Annotated in this window: 15 protein-coding genes; 7 read left to right on the top strand and 8 right to left on the bottom strand. The window is 65.1% G+C overall.

The genetic code is table 11. From position 1 onward, the window contains the following. Positions 1 to 84: 84 nt before the first annotated feature. Together ACTIF6_RS18375 and ACTIF6_RS18380 are read right to left on the bottom strand one after the other, a co-directional pair. The gene (locus ACTIF6_RS18375) at positions 85 to 1221 is read right to left on the bottom strand and encodes a PilT/PilU family type 4a pilus ATPase (RefSeq protein WP_439589374.1); all 1137 of its coding nucleotides are present in this window, start codon (positions 1219 to 1221) and stop codon (positions 85 to 87) included. A gap of 22 nt (positions 1222 to 1243) precedes the next feature. Continuing rightward, positions 1244 to 2287 carry a type IV pilus twitching motility protein PilT gene (locus tag ACTIF6_RS18380; RefSeq protein WP_439589375.1) on the bottom strand — a complete coding sequence of 348 codons (1044 nt, stop codon included), beginning with the start codon at positions 2285 to 2287 and terminating at the stop codon, positions 1244 to 1246. A gap of 39 nt (positions 2288 to 2326) precedes the next feature. Between ACTIF6_RS18380 and ACTIF6_RS18385 the strand changes: the two genes are divergently transcribed. Continuing rightward, the gene (locus ACTIF6_RS18385) at positions 2327 to 3043 is read left to right on the top strand and encodes a YggS family pyridoxal phosphate-dependent enzyme (RefSeq protein WP_439589376.1); all 717 of its coding nucleotides are present in this window, start codon (positions 2327 to 2329) and stop codon (positions 3041 to 3043) included. On the opposite strand, the gene ACTIF6_RS18390 is transcribed toward ACTIF6_RS18385, so the two are convergent. Continuing rightward, positions 3027 to 3566, bottom strand: a complete 540-nt coding sequence (locus tag ACTIF6_RS18390) for a DUF3617 domain-containing protein (RefSeq protein WP_439589377.1) — start codon at positions 3564 to 3566, stop codon at positions 3027 to 3029. The two genes, ACTIF6_RS18385 and ACTIF6_RS18390, sit on opposite strands and share 17 nt — an antisense overlap. A 50-nt stretch (positions 3567 to 3616) precedes the next feature. Further along, positions 3617 to 4090 (bottom strand): Lrp/AsnC ligand binding domain-containing protein, encoded by a 474-nt coding sequence (locus ACTIF6_RS18395; RefSeq protein WP_439589378.1) that lies wholly within the window; start codon positions 4088 to 4090, stop codon positions 3617 to 3619. Between the two features lie 106 nt (positions 4091 to 4196). On the opposite strand from ACTIF6_RS18395, the gene ACTIF6_RS18400 reads away from it, so the two are divergent. The 4 genes from ACTIF6_RS18400 (at position 4197) to ACTIF6_RS18415 (ending at position 10941) form a co-directional block, all read left to right on the top strand. Beyond that, positions 4197 to 7175: an L-glutamate gamma-semialdehyde dehydrogenase gene (locus ACTIF6_RS18400; protein WP_439589379.1), complete on the top strand. Its 2979-nt coding sequence runs from the start codon at positions 4197 to 4199 to the stop codon at positions 7173 to 7175. A 102-nt stretch (positions 7176 to 7277) separates the two neighbouring features. Beyond that, on the top strand, positions 7278 to 8522 hold the full coding sequence (locus ACTIF6_RS18405) for an acyltransferase family protein (protein WP_439589380.1): 1245 nt from the start codon (positions 7278 to 7280) through the stop codon (positions 8520 to 8522). Continuing rightward, positions 8519 to 9577, top strand: a complete 1059-nt coding sequence (locus tag ACTIF6_RS18410; RefSeq protein WP_439589381.1) for a cupin-like domain-containing protein — start codon at positions 8519 to 8521, stop codon at positions 9575 to 9577. The genes ACTIF6_RS18405 and ACTIF6_RS18410 overlap by 4 nt, the downstream gene beginning before the upstream one ends. Before the next feature lie 5 nt (positions 9578 to 9582). Next, the gene (locus ACTIF6_RS18415) at positions 9583 to 10941 is read left to right on the top strand and encodes a glutamine synthetase family protein (protein WP_439589382.1); all 1359 of its coding nucleotides are present in this window, start codon (positions 9583 to 9585) and stop codon (positions 10939 to 10941) included. 94 nt (positions 10942 to 11035) lie between these two features. Here the strand turns inward: ACTIF6_RS18415 and ACTIF6_RS18420 are convergent, their stop codons facing one another. Beyond that, on the bottom strand, positions 11036 to 14005 hold the full coding sequence (locus ACTIF6_RS18420) for a sensor domain-containing protein (RefSeq protein ID WP_439589383.1): 2970 nt from the start codon (positions 14003 to 14005) through the stop codon (positions 11036 to 11038). Positions 14006 to 14257: 252 nt separating this feature from the next. On the opposite strand from ACTIF6_RS18420, the gene ACTIF6_RS18425 reads away from it, so the two are divergent. Next, a complete protein-coding gene (locus tag ACTIF6_RS18425; RefSeq protein ID WP_086124740.1) occupies positions 14258 to 14560 on the top strand; it encodes an RNA-binding protein in 303 nt (100 codons plus the stop codon). A gap of 164 nt (positions 14561 to 14724) precedes the next feature. Next, a complete protein-coding gene (locus ACTIF6_RS18430) occupies positions 14725 to 16521 on the top strand; it encodes a carboxyl transferase domain-containing protein (RefSeq protein WP_439589441.1) in 1797 nt (598 codons plus the stop codon). 12 nt (positions 16522 to 16533) lie between these two features. Here the strand turns inward: ACTIF6_RS18430 and ACTIF6_RS18435 are convergent, their stop codons facing one another. From ACTIF6_RS18435 to ACTIF6_RS18445, 3 genes are read right to left on the bottom strand one after another with little or no spacing between them, the layout of a single operon-like run. Further along, positions 16534 to 17019 (bottom strand): response regulator, encoded by a 486-nt coding sequence (locus tag ACTIF6_RS18435; protein ID WP_439589384.1) that lies wholly within the window; start codon positions 17017 to 17019, stop codon positions 16534 to 16536. Then, entirely contained in the window at positions 17016 to 20558 is a 3543-nt protein-coding gene (locus ACTIF6_RS18440) for a PAS domain-containing sensor histidine kinase (RefSeq protein WP_439589385.1), read from the bottom strand. Before ACTIF6_RS18440 ends, ACTIF6_RS18435 begins: the two co-directional genes overlap by 4 nt. A gap of 51 nt (positions 20559 to 20609) precedes the next feature. Further along, entirely contained in the window at positions 20610 to 22112 is a 1503-nt protein-coding gene (locus ACTIF6_RS18445) for an FAD-linked oxidase C-terminal domain-containing protein (protein ID WP_439589386.1), read from the bottom strand. Positions 22113 to 22271: the final 159 nt, after the last annotated feature.

Genomic DNA, 22271 nt, shown 5'->3' on the forward strand with positions numbered 1-22271 from the left:
CAGAAATGCCGCGGAACTGGCTCTGCCAGGCCGCAGGCATTGCCCCCTGAGGGGGTGACGCGCCGCAGGCGCGGCGCAGGGGGGTCACACAATCGTGAGGTGCTCGGTACCCGCGGCCAGATCGAGTGATTTTGCACGCTGGCTGTTGAGCTTGATCTGCAGGCGCAGGTCGTTGAGCGAGTCTGCGTTGCGCAGCGCGTCTTCGAGCGTGATGAGGTTGGCCTCGAAGGCGTTGAACAGCGCCTGGTCGAAGGTCTGCATGCCCATCTGCGTGCTCTTCTTCATGATCTCTTTGATCTCGGCCACATCGCCCTTGAAGATCAGGTCGGAGATGAGCGGCGAGTTCAGCATGATCTCCACCGCCGCATGGCGCCCCTTGTTGTCCTGACGCGGCACCAGGCGCTGCGAGACCAGCGCACGCAGGTTCAGCGACAGGTCCATCAGCAATTGCGCCCGGCGCTCTTCGGGGAAGAAGTTGATGATGCGGTCCAGCGCCTGGTTGGCGCTGTTGGCGTGCAGCGTGGCCAGACACAGGTGGCCGGTCTCGGAGAACTGGATCGCGTGTTCCATGGTCTCGCGGTCGCGGATCTCACCCATCAGGATCACGTCGGGCGCCTGGCGCAGCGTGTTCTTCAAGGCGGCTTCCCAACTGTCGGTGTCCAGGCCCACTTCGCGCTGCGTGACCACGCAGTTCTTGTGCGGGTGCACGAACTCCACCGGGTCTTCAATGGTGATGATGTGGCCGTGCGTGTGCTCGTTGCGCCAGTCCACCATGGCCGCAAGCGACGTCGATTTGCCCGAGCCGGTGGCGCCCACCAGGATGCAAAGGCCGCGCTTGGAGAGCACCACATCCTTGAGCACCTGGGGCAGGCCCAGCTTGTCGATGGTGGGCAGCACGGCGGGAATGGTCCGCAGCACCATGCCGACCTTGCCCTGCTGCACGAATGCGCTTACGCGGAAGCGGCCGATGGAGGGCGGTGAAATCGCGAAGTTGCATTCCTTGGTGCGCTCGAACTCGGCCGCCTGCTTGTCGTTCATGATCGCGCGCGCCAGCGACAGGGTGTGCGTGGCATTCAGCGGCTGCGGCGACACCTTGACGACCGAGCCATCGACCTTGATCGCGGGCGGAAAGTCGGCCGTGATGAAAAGGTCGCTACCGGTCCGGCTGAGCATGAGGCGCAGCAGGTCGTTGATGAATTTGGATGCCTGGTCGCGTTCCATGTGTCCTGCCCTTCCTGGCTGATCAGCCGGGGAAATTTTCCGGAATCTTCGCCTTGCTGCGCGCTTCGGCCGGACTGATCACGTTGCGCTTGACCAGCTCCGAGAGGTTCTGGTCGAGCGTCTGCATGCCCACGCTGTTGCCGGTCTGGATGGCCGAGTACATCTGTGCCACCTTGGCTTCGCGGATCAGGTTCCGGATGGCGCTGGTGCCCAGCATGATCTCGTGCGCGGCCACACGGCCCGAGCCATCCTTGTTCTTGCACAGCGTCTGCGAGATCACCGCGACCAGCGATTCGGACAACATGGCGCGCACCATGTCCTTCTCTTCTGCCGGGAACACGTCGATGATGCGGTCGATCGTCTTGGCAGCGCTCGAGGTGTGCAGCGTGCCGAACACCAGGTGGCCGGTTTCGGCGGCGGTCATGGCCAGGCGGATGGTTTCGAGGTCGCGCATTTCGCCGACGAGGATGGCGTCCGGGTCTTCACGCAGCGCCGAACGCAAGGCGTTGGCAAAGCTCAGGGTGTGCGGGCCGACCTCGCGCTGGTTCACCAGGCACTTCTTGGACTCGTGCACGAACTCCACCGGGTCTTCCACCGTGAGGATGTGGCCGTACTCGGTTTCGTTCAAGTGGTTGACCATGCCGGCCAGCGTGGTGGACTTGCCCGAGCCGGTGGGGCCGGTCACCAGCACCAGGCCACGCGGGCGCAGGGCGAGGTCGCCGAAGATCCTGGGGGCGTTGAGTTGTTCGAGCGTGAGGATCTTGCTCGGAATCGTGCGGAACACCGCGCCGGCGCCACGGTTGTGGTTGAAGGCGTTGACGCGAAAACGAGACAGCCCTTCGATCTCGAACGAGAAATCGCATTCCAGGAACTCTTCGTATTGCTTGCGCTGGCTGTCGTTCATGATGTCGTACACCATGCCGTGGACCGACTTGTGGTCCAGGGGCTCGACGTTGATGCGTCGCACGTCGCCATGCACCCGTATCATGGGTGGAAGACCCGCGGAGAGGTGAAGATCGGACGCTTTGTTCTTGACGCTGAAGGCCAGCAGTTGGGTGATGTCCATCCCGGGTTCCGTGTTGTGGTTGGGTAATGACGGCTGATTATGACGACGATTGAAGGCAATCTCCAAACCGTACGGGAGCGGGTTTCGCGCGCTTGTAGACAGGCTGGCCGCGATGTGAACGAGGTCACGCTGCTGGCCGTTTCCAAGACCTTCGGCCCCGATGCCGTTCGTCAGGCGCAGGCCGCCGGCCAGCGCGCATTTGGCGAGAACTACGTGCAGGAAGGGGTGGAAAAAATCCTCGTGCTGCGCGAGTCCCCCGCGCCCTTTTCAATCGAGTGGCATTGCATCGGGCCGATGCAGAGCAACAAGACGCGCCTGGTGGCCAGCCACTTCGATTGGGTGCAGTCGGTGGACCGCCTGAAGGTCGCAGAGCGCCTGAACGAGCAGCGCCCGACCGAGTTGCTACCCCTACAGGTATGCATTCAGGTCAACGTGGATGGCGGCTCGACGAAGTCGGGCGTCGCTCCCGATGAACTGCCTGCACTCGCTCGTGCAGTGAGCCAGCTGCCGCGCTTGCGTTTGCGCGGCCTCATGTGCATTCCCGAACCCACGGAGGACGTCGAGGCGCAGAGCCAGGTGTTCCTGCGTGCGCGTGCGCTGTGGGATGAACTGCGTGCAGGTGGCTACGAGATCGATACCTTGTCCATGGGCATGAGCGACGATCTGGAGGCCGCCATCTCGGCCGGCTCGACCATGGTTCGTGTCGGCCGCTCGATCTTTGGCAGCCGGTCGAACAAACTCACTTCAACGGCTTGACGTTGCCGCAGTTCGCCGACAACCACTTGCCCTGACCGTCCATGGTGACGTTCTGCGGCTTGCCCTGGTGGGTGGTCTTCATCAGCATCTTCATGGTGTAGGCCGTGTCGCTCTGGAACGTGTAGGTGCCCTCGCCGGTCGAAGGCGGGTTCTTGCAGACGAAGTTCATCTTCACCACATTGGCGCTGCGCGAGGTGACCGTGGTGGTGCACTCGCCTTCGGTCTGCGCCGGCAGATCCTGTTTGGCAGCCATCTCGGGCGTGATGCACATCTTCACCGTCATGCCGCCGCCGGCGGCCGGCGCGGGCATGGCCATGCCCTGCTTGGCGAGCATGTCCTGCATCATCTTGCGCTGCTCTGGCGACATCGATGCCATCTGTTGCTGCATCTGCGCCATCGCCTGATCCATCTGCGCGCTGCCACCCATCTTCTGCGTCATTTCCCAAAGGCCGGGCTTGGTGCTCTGGGCGTGGGCGAGGGTGGCCGCTAGGGCGCAGAAGAGCAGGGCAGCGTGGCGGATCATGGTGTCTCCAGAAAGGGGTACCGGGTATTTTGCGACGAGCTGGCGGCTTGTCAAAGTGGCAGCCGTGCGCTGTCCTTGACCTCTTCCATCACCGCGTAGGTGCGTGTCTCGCGCACACCGGGCAGTTGCCAGAGCACGTTGCCGGCGAATTCCCGGTAGGCGGCCATGTCGGCCATGCGGGTCTTGAGCAGGTAGTCGAAGCCGCCGGCGACCATGTGGCATTCCATGATCTCGTCGCGCACGTGCACTGCGGCCTTGAACTCGTTGAACACATTGGGTGTGGTGCGGTCCAGCAGCACCTCCACGAACACCATCATTCCGCGACCCAGTTTGAGCGGATTGAGCCGAGCCTCGTAGCCCAGGATGTAGCCGTCGCGCTGCAGCCGCTGCGTGCGCGCCAGCACGGCGGTGGGCGAGAGGGCCACCGTTTCGGCGAGCTTGAGGTTGGTGATGCGACCGTCGGCCTGCAGCAGCTTGAGCAGCTTGAGGTCGATGCGGTCCAGGTCGGCTTTCTCGAGAGTCATGGATGTTGATTATCCAGTTTTATGGCATTTCAATGGTGAAAAATTCATTGATTTCGCGTTCAGCATACGCACACTAACAACCCATGGCCATTTCCTGGAGCCTTTCATGCCACGCCCATCCGACGTCCTTCCCTCGCCCTATCGCCCGGAAACCGGGGTGCTGTCCCACCGGCTTGCCTCGCTCCAGGGGGCGCTGGACTGGTCGGCTGCCGCCGATGTGGCCGCGCCCTGGGTGCATGCCGTGCGCCGCAACCCGCCGCCGTTCTGGGCCATGGAGAGCCTGCTCAAGGAGTACCCGATCTCCAGCGCCGAGGGTCTGGCCCTGATGCGCCTGGCCGAGGCGTTGCTGCGCGTGCCCGATGCCGAGACCGCCATCGCGCTGACGGCCGACCAGCTGGGGCGGGCGGATTTCGATGGCGCGGCCGACTCGACGCTGGCGCGCCTGTCGTCCACCGCGATCGCCATGTCGAAGAAATTCCTGCCCGATGCGGGCAATGAACCGGGTCTGCTGTCCAAGCTGGGGGCACGCACGGTGGTGGCAGCCACGCTGCGTGCGGTGCAGTTGCTGGGTCGCCAGTTCGTGCTGGGGCAGACCATCGAGGAAGGCATGAAGGAGGCGGCTTCCGCGAAGAAGGCGCAACGCCAGCTGAGCTTCAGCTTCGACATGCTGGGCGAGGGCGCGCGCACCGATGAAGACGCGCTGCGCTATCTGGCGAGCTACCAGCAAGCCATTGCCGCGATTGCGCGTGAGGCGGACGCATCGCTTCACCCCAGCCAGAACGACGGCATTTCCATCAAGCTCAGCGCCCTGCACCCGCGCTACGAGGACACGCAGCACGAACGCGTGCTCGAAGAGCTGGTGCCACGCGTGTGGCCGCTGTGCGAAGCGGCCGCTGCGGCCAACCTCAACCTCACCATCGATGCGGAGGAAGTCGACCGCCTGGAGCTGTCGCTCGCGGTGTTCGAGGCACTGGCAAAGCGGGTGGCGCAGAAGTGTCCCCAATGGCAAGGTTTCGGCCCGGCCCTGCAGGCCTACCAGACGCGTGCGGTGGAACTGATCGAACACGTGACCGCGCTGGCGCGCCGGCACCAGCTCAAGTTCATGTGCCGCCTGGTCAAGGGGGCCTATTGGGATGCCGAGATCAAGCGCGCGCAGGAACTGGGCCTGGCCGCCTACCCGGTTTTCACGCGCAAGCCACACACCGACGTGAGCTACCTCGCCTGCGCGCGCGCCTTGCTGGTGGCGTCTGACGCCATCTTCCCGCAGTTCGCCACGCACAACGCGGGCACCATTGCCGCCATCCTGCAGATGGCTTCGGAGGAGCGCGTGCCTTTCGAATTGCAGCGGCTGCACGGCATGGGCGAGGGGATCTACCGCGAAGTGCTGAAGCACCCGCACGTGGGCTGCCGGGTCTATGCCCCCGTGGGCGCCCACCGCGACCTGCTGGCCTATCTGGTGCGGCGTCTGCTGGAGAACGGCGCCAACTCGTCTTTCGTGCACCAGCTCGCCGATGAGTCGGTGGGCATGGATGAGTTGCTGGTTTCGCCCATGGAACAGTCGCAGCCCGATGCGCCCGACGCCGCGTGGCTCCCGCTACCGCCCTGCCTCTACGGCGAGAGCCGACCCAACAGCCAGGGCCTGGACCTCGCCGTGGCCGCACACCGCCAGTCGCTGATGGATGCGCACGCCATGACGGCAGTGAACCGCGTGCCCGAAGCCACGATCGACGAAGTGCGGGTTGCGTGCGAGCGTGCCGTGCGCGCATTCGCGGGCTGGAACCACACGCCCGTTGCCGAGCGCGCCGCCACGATGCGCCGAGCGGCCGATGCCATGCAGCTGCAACTGCCGAGTCTGTGCGCGTTGCTGGTGAAAGAAGCGCGAAAGACATGGGGCGATGCGGTTTCCGAGGTGCGAGAAGCGATCGACTTCCTGCGTTACTACGCCAATGACGCCGAGCGCCTGATGGCACCCACTTCGTTGCCCGGACCCACGGGCGAGAGCAACACGCTGCGTCTGGAGGGGCGCGGCGCCTGGGTCTGCATCAGCCCCTGGAATTTCCCCCTGGCCATCTTCATCGGGCAGGTGGCCGCGGCGCTGGCCACCGGCAACACCGTGCTGGCCAAGCCGGCCGAACAGACACCGGCCATCGCACTCGAAGCCGTGAAGCTGCTGCACGCCGCTGGTGTGCCCGTGGGCGCGGTGCAGCTGCTGCACGGACCCGGTGAGACCGTGGGCGCGGCACTGGTGGCGCAGCCGGGCATCGCCGGCGTGGTGTTCACGGGCTCCACCCAGGTGGCCCGCATCATCCACCGCGCACTTGCCGCCAAGGACGGTCCCATCGTGCCGCTGATCGCCGAGACCGGTGGCATCAATGCCATGCTGGTCGACAGCACGGCCCTGCCCGAGCAGGTGGCCGATGCGGTGGTGCAGAGCGCGTTTCGCAGCGCGGGCCAGCGCTGTTCGGCGTTGCGCCTGCTGTGTGTGCACGAGGCGATTGCCGACGGCGTGATCGAGATGATCCAGGGTGCTGCCAAAGAGCTGGTGGTGGGCAACCCCGCCGACCTGGCCACCGACCTCGGCCCTGTGATCGATGACGAAGCCTTCACAGGCATTGGCGCTCACCTGGGGCGCCTGCATGCACAGAACCGCGCACTGCTGCCCCCTTCCAGGCTGTCGCACGCCATGCCCAACCTGATTGCCCCGCAGATGTTCGAAGTGGGGGCGATTGCCGACGTGAAGCAGGAGATCTTCGGTCCGGTGCTGCAGGTGGTGCGCTGGAGCGGCGACCCGATGGCGGTGATCGGACAGATCAACGCCCTGGGGTACGGCCTCACCCTGGGTATCCAGACCCGCATCGACAGCCGTGCCCAGGCGCTGGCCGCCGCGGCCCGGGTGGGCAATGTCTACGTGAACCGCAACATGATCGGCGCGGTGGTGGGCGTGCAACCCTTTGGTGGCGAGGGACTGAGCGGCACCGGCCCCAAGGCCGGCGGGCCGAACTACCTCATGCGCTTCTGCGCCGAACAGACGCTGACCATCAACACCACCGCCGCCGGCGGCAACGTGAGCCTGTTCACCCGCTGAGTCGGCTGAGTGCCTTGCCCTCGCGCCCGTTAACATGCTGGGCGTTGAAGCCGGCGCGGCGGGGGTTACCCGGCTTCTGGTCCTTTTTCGGGGGCGGGCAACTTGGCACAACACATTCGAGGGCCGGAGGGGGGTGACGTCCTTCCGGTCCCGGGGGGCGAATCGCGCGGCGAGCGGCCAGAGCTGCGGGCGCTGACCAGCCTGCGTTTCTTCGCCGCTCTGGCGGTGGTGATCCTGCACTACCGCGATCTGCTGGGCCCGATGCCCGACTGGCTGCGGCAACTGGTCGTCGGCGGGCAGTTCGGCGTCACATTCTTCTTCGTCCTCAGCGGCTTCATCCTCACCTACCGTTACCGCGAATGGTTCGCCGGTGGTGTCTCGGAAAAGCGGGTCTGGTGGTTCCTGCGCTTCCGGCTGGCGCGCCTGTATCCCGTCTACCTGCTGGGCCTGTTGCTCGACACCCCGTGGCACCTGCTGGAGCGGGCCTCGGCGGGCCAGCTCGGCGAAGTGGCTCACACCTACTGGGCCTCGTGGTTGCTCAACGCGGTGGGCCTGCAAGCCTGGGTGCCCTCCGTGCCCTTTGCGATGTTCTGGAACACCCCGGCATGGAGCGTGGCCGCCGAGTTCTTTTTCTACGCCACGTTTCCATGGCTTTGCGCGGTGCTGGTCAAGCCAGGACGGCGCGTGGCCTGGTACCTCTGGGCGGTGCCGGTGGCAGCGTTGATGGGCACGCTGCTCTACACGCTGGTCCTCTACGTGATGAACTACCTCTGGCGGGTGGAGGCTGGTACGCAGTACCTGGTGCTGACCTACAACCCGCTCCTGCGCTACAGCGAATTTCTCGCGGGCTGCCTGGCCGGGCATGGCTTCCTGCTGATGCAGTCCGGTGCTTCTCGCCGGGGTCTGCCGGGGTTGCAGACGGCATCGGGGCGCAATGGCTTGCTGGGCTTGTGCCTGTTGTTGATTGTGGCGCGCGTGATGAACACCGACTACAGCGGCCCAAGTGCCGCGTGGTGGCTGTTCGATGTGTCCACCAAGCACACGTCCTTCATCTTGCCGTTCGTGGGCCTGATCCTTGCGGTGGCGTCAGGGCCGACCTGGTTGAGCCCGCTTCTGGAGCATCCCAGGCTCGTTCTGCTGGGCGAAGCCAGCTACTCGCTATATATCATCCACTGGTCGGTGGTGACGGTGTTGAGCATGAGGCTTCTCGGAGACCTGGGCACCCCCTTTGTTCATGCCATCGGCCTGTTGGCGACGGTGGGGGCCTCGGTGCTTTGTTACCGCTTCGTGGAAGTGCCGTGGCGGCGCCGGTTGCGCGGGCATCCACCCTTTGTCCATCCCACATGAATTCGACCATTCCCTCTGCGCCCCGGCCCCTGGAGTCCGCGACCGTCTTTCGCCCGCTCGACGCCAGTTGGCGCCAGTGGATCGCCGAAAACCGGCTGCGCGATTGCACGCCCGAATCGATGCTCGACACCATGGTGAAGGCGGGTCTGGATCCGGTCGAATGCGAGCCAGCCATTCGTGCCATGGAAGAAGACCCGGCTTTCCTGGCCGCGCGCAAGTTCCAGCAGCTGCAGGCCAAGCTCGAATCGGTGGTGGCCAATCAGCAGCGCGTGCATGAGCTCGACCCGCTGTATGGCCACGTGGAGAAACGCAGTCGCGTGCCGCTGGGCGAGTTCCTGGACAAGTACGTGATGGGCAGCCGCCCCGTGGTGCTGACCGACGTGGCGCGCGACTGGCCGGCTCTGGCCCGCTGGTCGCCTCAGGACCTGCGCCAACGCTTTGGCCACCTCGATGTGGAGGTGCAATCCGAACGCAGTGCCGATCCGAACTACGAGGTCAACAAGTTCGATCACCGGCGCAAGTCACGGCTGGCCGATTTCGTGGACCGTGTGCTCGCTGGTGGTGAGACCAACGACTATTACCTCACCGCCAACAACGAAATGCTCAGCCAACCCGGCTTCGCGCCGTTGCTGCAGGACATCGGCACCCTGCCCGAGTTCTGCGACCGATCGCAGCTCGTGCAGCGTGCGTCGTTCTGGTTCGGGCCGGCCGGCACCGTCACCCCGTTGCACCACGACACCATCATGCTGTGCCACACGCAGATCGTGGGCCGCAAGCGCTGGCGCTTCATCTCACCGCTGCAGACACCGCTGCTCTACAACCATTTCGACGTCTACAGCCCGGTGGACCTGGACCAGCCCGACCTGGCGCGCTACCCGCTCTTTGCGCAGGCCACCGTGCTCGACGTCGTGGTGGAACCCGGCGAGACCGTGTTCCTGCCGCTGGGCTGGTGGCATCAGGTGCGTTCGCTCGACGTGAGCCTCTCGTTCTCGTTCTCCAACATGGCGGTGCCGAACCACTACTCCTTCGCCAACCCCCGCATCACCAACTGGTAACCGCCATGACCACACCCAGCCCGGAAGCCGACGCCCAGCGCATCCAGCAATGGCTGGACGAGCAGCGCATCACCGAAGTGGAATGCATCATCCCCGACATGGCGGGGCAGGCGCGGGGCAAGATCGTGCCGCGCCACAAATACGACCCTTCGGTGGGGCTGCGGTTGCCTGAGGCGGTGTTCGCCATGACGGTAACCGGCGATTACCCGGAGAAGGACTACACCTCGGTGGCCGACCCGGACATGCTGCTCAAGCCGGACCCGAACACCCTGCGCCCCGTGCCCTGGGCCAAGGAGCCCACGGCGCAGATCATCCACGACTGCTTTGCCTTCGATGGCGCGCCGTTCGCGCTTTCGCCACGCAACGTGTTGCGCCGCGTGCTCAAGCTGTACGCCGACGAAGGCTGGAAGCCGGTGGTGGCGCCCGAGATGGAGTTCTACCTGGTGCAGGTCGAGCCCGACGAGGACATTCCGCTGAAAGCGCCGGTGGGCCGCACGAAGCGCACCGAGGCAGGCATGCAGAGCTTCTCGATGGATGCGATCAACGAGTACGACGACATCTTCGACGTGATGTACGACTGGTGCGAGGCCGAGGGCATCCAGCTCGACACGCTGATCCACGAGATGGGCACCGCGCAGATGGAGATCAACCTCGATCACGGCGATCCACTGCCGCTGGCCGATCAGGTGTTCCTGTTCAAACGCACCATCCGCGAGGTGGCGATCCGCCACCAGATGTACGCCACCTTCATGGCCAAGCCCATGCAGGGCCAGCCCGGCAGCGCCATGCACATTCACCAGAGCGTGGTCGGCATCGAAGATGGCAGGAACATCTTCAGCCGCGCCGACGGTGAAGCCTCCGACCACTTTCTGCATTTCATCGGCGGCTTGCAGACCTACCTGCCGGCGGCCACCGCGTTCTTTGCGCCGTATGTGAACTCGTACCGCAGGCTTTCGCGCTTCACCTCGGCGCCGATCAACCTGAGCTGGGGCTACGACAACCGCACCTGCGGCCTGCGCGTGCCGCACTCAGGCCCCGAGGCGCGCCGTGTGGAAAACCGCCTGGCCGGCGTGGACGTGAATCCCTACCTGGCGATTGCCGCCAGTCTGGCGTGCGGGTACCTTGGCATGAAGCACGCCATCCAGCCCACGGCGCCGCTCAAGGGCAGTGCCTACGAGCAGCCGCACCAGTTGCCGCGCCACCTCGACGACGCGGTAGAGAAGCTCATGGCCTGCGCGCCGCTGGTCGAACTCTTCGGCGAGCACTTCATTCAGACCTACAGCGCGATCAAGGAAGTGGAGTACCGCGAGTACTTCGAAGTGATCAGTCCGTGGGAGCGGCGGTTTCTTCTTTTACACGTCTAGGGAATGAGCCCCCACGCTCCGCCGCTGCGCGGGTCGCTGCCCCCAAGGGGGCTGGGCCCGCCTTGGGAGCGGCCCGGCGCCGGGCCCGCCGAGTCTATGAAAGAACCAGCATTCCGGCGGTCGGGTTCTGCAGCAGCGCGTCCAGCGCTTCGATGGGCAGCGGCTTGGCGAACAGGTGGCCCTGGAACTGATCACAACCCTGATAGGCCAGGAAATCGCGCTGCTCCTGCGTCTCCACCCCTTCGGCCACCACCTGCAGGCTCAAGCTCTGCGCGAGCGCGATGATGGCGCGTGAGATCGCGGCGTCGTTCGGGTCGGTGAGCACGTCGGCCACGAAGCCTTTGTCGATCTTGAGTTGGTCCAATGGCAGGCGCTTGAGCACCGAGAGCGACGAGTAGCCCACGCCGAAATCGTCCAGCGAGAGCGTGACGCCCAGCGCCTTGAGCATGCCCATCTTGTCGATGGTGATCTCCATGCGGTCGGCCAGCAGGCTCTCGGTGAGTTCGAGCTTGAGCTTGTGCGGCCGGATGCCGGTGCGTGTGATCGCGGCCATCACCATGTCCACGAAGTCGGGGTGCCGGAACTGGCGCACGCTCACGTTCACTGCGATGCTCAGGTTGGCGGTCTGTGCGCGATCGGCCCACGCGGCGAGCTGTTCGCAGGCGGTTTCCAGCACCCACTGGCCCAGTGGCAGGATCAGGCCGGTGTCCTCGGCCACGGGAATGAAGTCGGCCGGCGTCATCAGGCCGCGCTGCGGGTGTTGCCAGCGCACAAGTGCCTCCACGCCGGTGATCACGCCCACGCGGTCCACTTGCGGCTGGTAATACACCACGAACTGCTGCTCGCTGAGTGCCACGCGCAGGTCGGATCCCACGGTGGCGTTGGCGCTCACGGTCGCCTGCATGCCCGGGTCGAAGAAGCACAGCGTGTTTCTGCCCAGCGACTTGGCCTGGTACATCGCCAGGTCGGCCTGCTTGAGCAGTTCACCCACGTCGCTCTGCTGGCCGTTGAACGAGGTGACGCCGATGCTGGGCGTGGCGAAGTGCTGGTGGCCGGTGAGCTGGAAAGGCTCGCGCAGGGTGTTGAGCACCTTCTCGGCAAGCGCGGTGGCCTTGAAGGCGGCCGCCTCCGGGTCGGTGCTCAGGTCGTCGACCATCACCACGAACTCATCGCCACCCAGTCGCGCGACCATGTCGGTCTTGCGCACGCTTCGGGTCAGGCGCTGCGCGACCTTCTGCAGCAACTGGTCACCCATGTGGTGGCCCAGGGTGTCATTGAGGATCTTGAAGTTGTCGAGGTCGATGAACATCAGCGCGCCATGCTGGCCTGAGCGCGCGCTGGCGGCCAGGGCCTGCTGCAGGCGGTCCAGCAACAGCTGCCGGTTGGGCAGGTCGGTCAGTGCGTCGTAGAAGGCCAGGTGGCGGATCATGTCTTCGGCGGTCTTGCGCTGCGTGATGTCGCGCCCGACCGCCACCCAGTGGGTGATGTCCTCGGCGGTGGCCTGCACCGAGACCACCTCGAGTTCCACCCAGAACATGGCACCGTTCTTGCGCCGCACCATCAGCTCGGTGCGGGCCTGCCTGGACTGCTGCAGGCTCTGCGCAAGCTCTCGCAGTTTGGTGATGGCGGGGTCGAGCTCGAGCAGCATGCGCGGCGTCTGCCCGAGCACCTCGGCCCGGCTGTAGCCGGTGTGCTGCTCGAAGGCGTCGTTGACGAAGACGATGCGAGGCTCCTGGTCGTCGCTGGCTGCGCCGGTCTCGGCAATCACCACGATGTCGTTGAGCCGTGAGACGCTGGTTTCCAGCAGCATCAGTTGCTCCTGCGAGCGGCGGCGTTCCGTCACATCGCGGAAGTACACCGCCAACCCCTCCGCGAAGGGGTATGCCCGCACCTCCAGCCACTTGCCCAGCGTGGGAAAAAAATCTTCCAGTTCGACGCGGCGGTTGGTGTGCAGCGACTTGGTGAGCTGGTCCTTGAGGCGTTGTGCCAGGCCGGGGCTGAAGTCCTGCCACACTTCCATGCCGAGCAGATCGGCCGTGGTTTTCTGCAGCAGACGTTCGCTCTCCTGGTTGAGGTAGGTGAAGCAGCACTGGCGGTCGAGTGTGACGAAGGCTTCGGTGATGCTGGCGAGCGTGGTGGTCAGGCGCATGGCCAGGCGCAGCGTGTCCTGCTGGGCCTGCTTCTGCGCCGAAATGTCCTGGATCGCGCCCTGGATGCGCGCGATCTCTCCATCCGCGCGTCGCACCGCCGTTCCCACCGTGCGCACCCATTTCGGGGTACCACCGTCGACCAGAACCTGAATCTCCTCGTCGAAAGACTCGCCGTTCTGCGCGCAGCGCTCCAGCCGCTGGCGGATACCGCTGCGCCATTCGGGCGTGTAGCGTTGCACCATGGATTCCAGGTCCTTGACCTGCTCGTGATCGCTCAGGCCAAGGATGGTGGCGAACTCGTCGGAATGCACCACCTTGCGCGTGGACAGTTGCAGCGACCAACTGCCTGCGCCAGCGGTGTGCTCGGTCAGGTTCAGACGGCTCTCGCTCTCGCGCAGCACGTTGGCGTTGTATTGCTCGATCTGCTCGCAGCGGCGCGCCAGCGCCACAACGCCGGCGGCATGGCTGGCGAGCACACGCAGCGCAGGCGTGGCAGCCTCGCCGTCGCGGCTGGTGTCGGCATCCAGCAGCAGCAAGCCAGTCTGTGCAGAAGTCGCTGAGGCCGGCAGCGGTAGCCAGTGGCCGCAGCGCCAGTCTGTGCGATGGGGGCGGTCCTTGTCCGTGGTGACCCGCTTCCATCCCTCGGTGGCGGAAGGACCCATCAGGTCCGCGCAAGCGGCGATGGCGGCCTGAGCCGCATCGGGCGCCAGCCCGTGAGCGCCCATCACCTCGGCGGGCTTGCGCGCAGCGTCTACCAGCAACGCCGCCCCCGTGCCCGCCAGATGCGCTGCCAGCTCGGCCAGCCGATCGAATTCCACGCGTTGATGGAACGCGGGAAACGACCCGGTGCGCTCGAAGGCGAGGTCAGAGACCAGGGGAGCGCGGTTGATGTCGGGTCCTGGACGCATGGTCATGGAGCTCTGTGTGAATCGGTGGACAAGCGGGATATCTGGCTGAGCATACAGAGGCGATGGGTGGGCGTGAGGCGTCGGGTGCCGGGTGATCCGTGAAGTTCTGCACGTGGCGGTCGTGCTTGGGGGATATTTGTAACGGGAATGTTAGATTTTGTAGTCTTTGCTCTAACATCTCTTGTCGGCAGTCTTTGGACTTGCCCCACCAAAGCATCCTTTCTGCTTTAGCCGAACCGAATCTGGAGGGAGTTGATTGTGAGCACACTCGCAGAACTCAGGCAATACAGCGATGTGGCCAGCCTGAAATCCGCATTGCACCAGTTGTGCAGCGAGTTCGGGCGCATCACGCGTCTGGACATCCTCACCGCCATGCACGAAGGCACCAAGCAGGCCATCTGCTTCCTGCGCATGGAACGGCCCGAGCAGGAGCAGGTGCTCATGAAGAGCCTTGGCGTCGGCCGCTTCGGCGGCGAAGTGGTTTTCGTGCTCAACCTGAACATGCCGGTGACGGCGGAAGAGGGCCCCTCTTCGCAGTGGGCCGACTCGGATATCTATTGACACCCCCTGCGTCGCCTTCGGCGCCTTCCCCCTGAAAGGGGGACGACACCTGGGGCCGGCGGAGCCGGACCCTCGGTGTCTCTCGATTCGCTCCCCCTCTGCAACCTGTCTCGTGATTGACCTGCGCGTGTCTGGCGGCCGCGCAGAATCTGCGCATGAACTCCTTGCGCTCACCTCTTGCTGCCCAGATCGTGCAATGGCTGGTCGCGCCCGGCGACTTGGTGCGCACTGGCGATGTGCTGGTGGTGCTGGAGGCGATGAAGATGGAGCACGAAGTGCGTGCATCTGCGAGCGCGCGCGTGCTGGAGTTGTTCTACGCAGAGGGTGAGGCGGTGCAGGTGGGTGATGAGCTCTTGCGAGCAGAGCCCGCGCCGGGCGATACCTCGGAGGTTGCGCAGATGGGGCGCAGGCCTTCGGCTCCAGGACCTGCGGCGCTGCGTGCCGATCTGGAGCAGCTCGTGAAGCGCCAGGCTTTCACGCTGGACGCTGCGCGTCCCGAGGCGGTGGCGCGTCGCCACGCACAAGGCCAGCGCACCGCGCGCGAGAACATTGCCGACCTGTGCGACGAAGGCAGCTTCCTCGAATACGGCGCACTTGCTGTGGCTGCGCAACGCAGCCGTCGCAGCGAAGAAGACCTGATCGCCAACACGCCGGCCGATGGCATGGTCACCGGCATCGGTTCGGTGGATGGCCAGCGCACCGTGGTGATGGCCTACGACGCCACGGTGCTCGCAGGGACCCAGGGCATGCGCAACCACCAGAAGACCGACCGGTTGCTCGGCGTCGCGCTCGACCAGCGCCTGCCTGTGGTGCTCTTCGCCGAAGGCGGTGGCGGGCGGCCTGGTGATACCGACATGCCGATCGTCGCGGGTCTGCACGTGGGCACCTTCGCCGCCTTCGCGCGCCTGAGCGGTCAGGTCGCGGTGGTGGGCATTGCCAGCGGGCGCTGCTTCGCCGGCAACGCGGCGCTGCTGGGCTGCAGCGACGTGATCATTGCCACCCGAGGCAGCAACATCGGCATGGGCGGGCCAGCCATGGTGGAGGGTGGCGGGCTGGGGCGCTTCAAACCCGAGGAAATCGGCCCAAGCGATGTTCAGCATGGCAATGGCGTGATCGACGTGCTGGTGGACGACGAGGCGCAGGCCGTGGTCGCTGCCCGTCACTACCTCTCGTTTTTTCAGGGTCGCCTGGATGGTTGGGTCGCGCCCGATGCGCTGGCCCTGCGCGACGTGGTGCCCGAAAACCGGCTGCGCGTGTACGACAGCACCGCCGCCATGAGCGGCCTGGTCGACCAGGGCAGTCTGCTGGTGCTGCGCAACGGTTTTGGCGTTGGCATCCACACCGCTCTGGCGCGCATCGAGGGCCGCCCTGTTGGCCTGATGGCGAGCAACCCGTTGCACCTGGGGGGTGCCATCGACGCCGATGCCGCCGACAAAGCCGCGCGCTTCATGCAACTGTGCAACGCCCACGGACTGCCCATCGTCAGTCTGGTGGACACGCCGGGCTTCATGGTCGGTCCCGACACAGAAGCGCGGGCTCAGGTCCGGCATGCGAGCCGCCTTTTCGTGGTTGCGGCCAGCCTGCGCGTGCCATTTTTCAGCGTGGTGCTGCGCAAGGGTTACGGGCTGGGCGCCATGGGCCTCACGGCGGGCGGCTTTCACGCGCCGGTGTTCACCGTGGCCTGGCCCACGGCCGAATTTGGCGCCATGGGGCTGGAAGGCGCGGTGCGGCTGGGCTACCGCAAGGAGCTGGAGGCCGAGCCCGAAGGACCGCGGCGCGATGCGCTGTTCGAAGAGCTGCTGGCCCGGCAATACGCCAGCGGCGCAGCGGTGCAGATGGCGGCCACGCTGGAGATCGATGCAGTGATCGACCCTGCGCTGACCCGTGACTGGCTGGCCAGGGGGCTGGCAGGCGCCAGGGTGGCCGAGGCGGGCGCGGCGCGCTTCATCGACCCCTGGTGAGGCCCGCGGGCCTTACATCAGGTCGCCGAAGCCGGTGGTGCGCACGCCCGCGCTGGGAAGTTGCGGCGCGGTCTGGTTGATGTTGATCCAGAATTCGCAGACGTGCTTCATGGCGCTGAGAAACTGCGAGAACTCGGTGGGCTTGGCGATGTAGGCATTGGTGCCGGCATCGTAGGCGCGCAGCAGGTCGCTGGGTTCCGTGGACGAGGTCAGCACCACCACAGGGATGTGGTGCAGGTTTTCCGAGCCTTTGATTTCCCGGAGCACGCCGATGCCGTCGAGCAAGGGCATCTTCAGGTCCAGCAGCACCAGCATCGGGTTGCTGCCAGAGCGGTTCATGAAACCATTGCGCCTGTGAAGGTAGTCCAGCGCCTGCATGCCGTCGGAAACGTGCGTCACACGTCCGTCGAGCCCATGGCGCGCGAGCGCCAGCTTGGTCAGTTCGGCGTCGTCGGGGTTGTCCTCGACGAGCAGGATGGCATCGGCATTTTTGGTCATGATTCCAGAGCGGCTGGCATGGAGTCCATGGGGGACTCGAACCCGTGAGGGCCTTCAAATGGGAGCGAGAAGTAGAAAGTACTGCCTTCACCGAGCTGGCTTTCGGCCCAGATGCTACCCCCATGGCGCTCGATGATGCGCCGGGTGAGTGCAAGACCTATGCCAGTGCCCTCGAATTCCGAGGCCCGGTGCAGGCGTTGGAAAACGCCGAACAGTTTCTGGGCGTATTTTGTGTCAAAACCCACGCCGTTGTCACGGACAAAGAAGGTGTATCCGACCACAGGGTCCACGCTCCAGCCCACTTCGATGCGGGTTCGTTCGCGCGGGCGCGTGTATTTGTAGGCATTGCCGAGCAGGTTTGCCCAGACTTCGCGCAGCAGCAGCGCATCGCCCTGCACCACCGGCAGGTCGGGCGCGACCACCCAGTCCACCACGCGGCCCTCGGTGTCGTGGCCGAGCTGGCCCACCACCGCGTCCACCAGCAGGGTGAAATCCACCGGCGTGAGGTTGACGGCAGAACGGCCCAGGCGTGAGAACGCCAGCAGACCATCAATGAGCTGGCTCATGTGGCGCGCGGAATTGCCGATCGTGCTCAGGTAGCGGGCACTCACCTCGTCGCATTGGCCGCCCAGGTGTTCCTCCAGCAGACTCACAAAGCTGGAGATGTGGCGCAGCGGCGAACGCAGGTCGTGGGAGACCGAGTACGAGAACGATTCCAGATCCTTGTTGGCCGCCAGCAGTTGCTCGGTGCGTTCCACCACCCGGTTTTCCAGCTCGTCGTTGATGTTGCGCATGAGGTCGTCGAGCCGCTTGGCGTCGGTCATGTCGCGGTTGATCTTGGCGAAGCCGCGCAGCTCGCCACCGTCGTCGCGCAAGGCGATCAGCACCGAGTGCGACCAGTATTGCGAGCCGTCCTTGCGCGCGTGCCAGTTGTGCAGTTCGTGCTGTCCCCGTGAGGCGGCCAGGCGCAGCATCTGGTTGGCGCTGACCTTGCCGTGTTCGGGATTCGCCGGGTCGAACAGCACGCCGTAGTGCCGCCCCACCATCTGCGTGGGCGAATAGCCGTCCATGCGCTGCGCGCTGTCGGTCCAGTCGGTGATGATCCCCTCGGCATCCATGAAGAAGATGCAGTAGTCGCGCAGGTTGTCCACCATCAGGCGGAAGCGCTGCTCGCTTTCCAGCAACTCGGCCGAGCGTTCGCTGATGCGCTGTTCCAGTTCCTCGTTGAGGTGGATCACGCGCTCCTCGATGCGCTTGCGTTCGGTGATGTCGATGATCTGCACGAACAGACCCTTGATGCGCCCTTCGTTGTCATCGGGCAGGTAGGTCACGCTGACGAAGAGCTGACCACCGTCTGCCGTGGGCCGCCAAGTCTCGAATTGCTGTGGCTGGCCCGCCAGCGCAGCCGCCATCCGGGGACCCGTTTCGGCCCACACCTCAGGTCGGATGCAATCGCTGACATGCCGTCCCACGAGCTGCTGCGGGTCCATGCCGAAGACGCGCAAGTGTTCGGCATTGGCAAACTGGAACACCAGGCGATCGTCGACGTAGGCGATCAGTCCTGGTACGTGATCCGTGATCGTCTGGAGGAATCGCTGGCTGTCGCGCAGCGCGTTCTCTGCGGCCTCGCGACGGGTGATGAGCGCCTTTGCCTGTTGCAGCGCTTCATTGAGCTGCAGGTTGGCCTGATTGACGCGGTCTTCGGACGCCTTGCGTTCCGAGATGTCGATCATCTGGATGATGATGCCCTGCACCTGGCCATCCTGCCAGTAGGGTGTGTATTCAATGCTGGCGTAGAAGCGATGGCCATCAGGGAAAGCGCGTTCACCCTCGAAGCGCTGGATCTCGCCCGCCAGCGCCGCCTTCAGGTGCGCCTGTGCCGATTCCAGATCCTGTGGGCGAGCGATTTCGCTCAGATGCCGGTCGACCAGTCTGTTGGTGTCACCACTGACCCAGCGAGCGTAGCTGGCATTGGCGAAGCGGCAGACCAGGTCGCGATCGAAGAAGGCCAGTTGAACCGGCACGCTGTTGGTGATGGCCTGCAGGAAGTTGCGCTGTGCGGCCAGCGCATTTTCAGCCGCCTTGCGCTCGGTGATGTCGATCACCGTGCTGTTGCTGCGCACGAATCGGCCCTGACGGTCAAAAACGGCGGTGCTGTTGAGCAGGGCCAGGAAGGTGCTGCCGTCGCGCCGGCGGATGGTGGCCTCGATGGATTCGAGCTTGCCTTCGCGCATGAGCCTTTGCAGACGGTCCTGTGCCGCATCGAGGTCGGATGCGACGATGACATCCCGGAAGCTGAGGCGGCCCACCACCTCTTCGCGCTCGTAGCCCAGCCAGTCGAGCTCGGTGCGGTTCATCAGCACGAAAACGCCGCTGGCGTCCACCGAGTGGTAGCCGCAAGGCGCCTGGTTGTAGATGGTCTGCGCGTCTCTCAAGGCGAGTGCAATGCGCTCCTTGGCTTCGGCAAGTTCATCGGTGCGCTCGCGCACGCGCTGTTCCAGCACCGTGTTGAAGCGCTGGATTTCCTCCTGCTGTTCGTGCAACGAGGTGATGTCGCGCGACACCGCCAGCAGCATGACGGCGGAGCCCTGCGAATCGCAGATGGGCGTGACCATGGTGTCCCACCACTTGGGCGTGCCCTTGAAGGTGGCGCCGTAGGCCACGAAGCGCGAGCTCTTGCCTTCGCGCGCGCCATCAATCGCTTCGCGCGCGAGCAATGCACCGTCTTCGGGCCACCAGGTGGACCAGTCGCTCAGCCGCACCTGGTCGAAGTCGTCGACCTCGACCAGGCGGCAGCCCTGGGCCGTCATCTGCACGACACGGCCATCCAGGTCGAGCACCTTGGTGCAGTCGGGGCTGCTGGCGATGATCTGTCGGTTGAGTTCGTCCTTGATGCGCGCATCGGCTTCGAGCGTGCGCATGGGGCTGATGTCCTGCACGAAGCCCAACTGGCTCGTGATCGCACCGTTGGCGTCGCGCAGCGGTGCGTTGCGCACCAGCACATGGATGACGTCGTTGCCTGGTCGCACCAGGCGAAATTCAACGCTGAGGCCCTCACCGCGCGAGACCGCCTGCACCCAGTGCTGCTGCACGCGCTCCAGGTCTTCGGGGTGCACGCGGCTGAGCCAGCCGAAGTTGGGAAAGTCCCTGCGCTCCAGGGCAAAGATGTTTTGCAGTTGCTCGTCCACATGGGTGAGCACGCCGGCCTGATCGGTGCGAAACACCCCGATGGGAAACACGCTGGCCAAGGCAGCGAACAGCGCCTCGTACTCGAGCTGCGCGCTCTGCGGATTCTGTTCAGGGGGGATTTCGAGGGCGGATTCCAGCGCCAGGGGCAGTGGCGCATGCAGCCCATGTACCGCGTGATCGCGCGGCACGCCCTGGTTTGCAAGCAACTGCGCATAGCTGCGGCGCAGGTGTTCGTTTTCCGCTCGCAGGGTCTCGAGCTCAAGCAGCAGCGCACGCTCCCGCTCCTGGGCCGCTCTTTCAGGCCGATGCGTGTCAAGACGTCGGTCTTGAGAGGGAAGGAGCGCGCTCATTGAGCGCAACTGTACCCCAGGGGGCTATTTGTCAAGCGTGATATTTGACAGTCAGAAACGGGGCAGTTCGGGGTGCGAAATCGCACCCGCGCGCACCAGCATGCGACCGTATTCAGCACAACGTTGCAGGGTGGGAATGACCTTGCCGGGATTCAGTAGCCCTTTGGTATCAAAGGCTTGCTTCACCGCAAACATCTGCGCGTTTTCCTCGGGTGAGAACTGAACACACATGCTGTTGAGTTTTTCCACACCCACGCCATGCTCGCCCGTGACGGTTCCCCCCATGGCCACACTGGTCTCAAGGATGTCTGCGCCAAAGAGTTCACAGCGGCGCAACTGGTCGGCATCGTTGGCATCGAACAGGATCAACGGATGCAGGTTGCCATCGCCCGCATGGAACACGTTGGCGCAGCGAAGGCCGTACTTTTTCTCCATGTCGGCGATGGCGAGCAGGATGTCTGCCAGCCGTTTGCGTGGAATGGTCGAGTCCATGCACATGTAGTCGGGGCTGATGCGCCCGCTCGCGGGGAAGGCATTCTTGCGACCACTCCAGAAGCGCAGGCGTTCGGCCTCGTCGCGGCTCACGGCGATCGCGGTTGCACCGCAGCCACGCAGCACCGCACTCATGCGCCCGATCTCTTCTTCCACCTCTTCGGGTGTGCCGTCGCTCTCGCACAGCAGGATGGCCTCGGCATCCAGGTCGTAGCCCGCATGCACGAAGTCTTCCACCGCGGCGGTCATGGGCTTGTCCATCATCTCCAGTCCGGCCGGGATGATGCCGGCGGCAATCACCGAAGCCACGGCGTCGCCGGCCTTGCGGATGTCGTCGAAGCTGGCCATGATGCAGCGGGCCAGCAGGGGCCTGGGCACCAGCTTGACGGTGACTTCGGTGGTCACGGCCAGCATGCCTTCGCTGCCGATCACCAGCGGCAGCAGGTCCAGGCCGGGCACATCGAGCGCCTCGCCGCCGAAGGTGACGGGATCGCCTTCAACGGTGAAACCGCGCACCGCCAGCACGTTGTGCAGCGTCAGGCCGTACTTGAGGCAGTGCACGCCGCCGGAGTTCTCGGCCACGTTGCCGCCGATGGTGCAGGCGATCTGACTGCTGGGGTCGGGCGCGTAGTAAAGGCCATGCGGCGCGGCCGCTTCCGAGATGGCGAGGTTGCGCACACCGGCCTGCACCACGGCCGTGCGGGCGCGCGGGTCGATGCGCAGGATGCGGTTGAACTTGGCCAGCGAGAGCGTGACGCCTTCGGTGTGCGGCATGGCGCCACCAGAGAGGCCCGTGCCGGCGCCACGTGCCACCACGGGCACCTCAAGGCGGTGGCAGGCCTTGAGCACCGCAGCCACCTCGTCTTCCGTTTCCGGGAGGGCGACCACGAGGGGCCGTGCGCGGTAGGCGGTGAGGCCATCGCATTCGTAGGGTACGGTGTCTTCAGCCTGCCAGAGCAGCGCGTGTGCCGGCAGCACGGCCTGCAGCGCGTGCACCACCTCGGCCTGGCGCGCGGCGCGCTGCACGTGGCTGATTTCGGGGGCAAGGGTGGGTACGTTCATGGTCTGGGGCGTGAGAAAGGTCCGGACCAGTTTATGCCAGGGGGTCGCGCGCGGGTTGAAGAAACTTGCACGGTTGTGTGAACGCCGGCGACGGCCGGGGTCTTGAAATCCGGTGACCCCGACATCAATTTCCGTTCACGCCAGGCGCCGCTTGCGCCC

Source organism: Hydrogenophaga sp. (assembly GCF_051860785.1).
In the GTDB taxonomy this organism is placed as follows: Bacteria; Pseudomonadota; Gammaproteobacteria; order Burkholderiales; family Burkholderiaceae_C; genus Hydrogenophaga.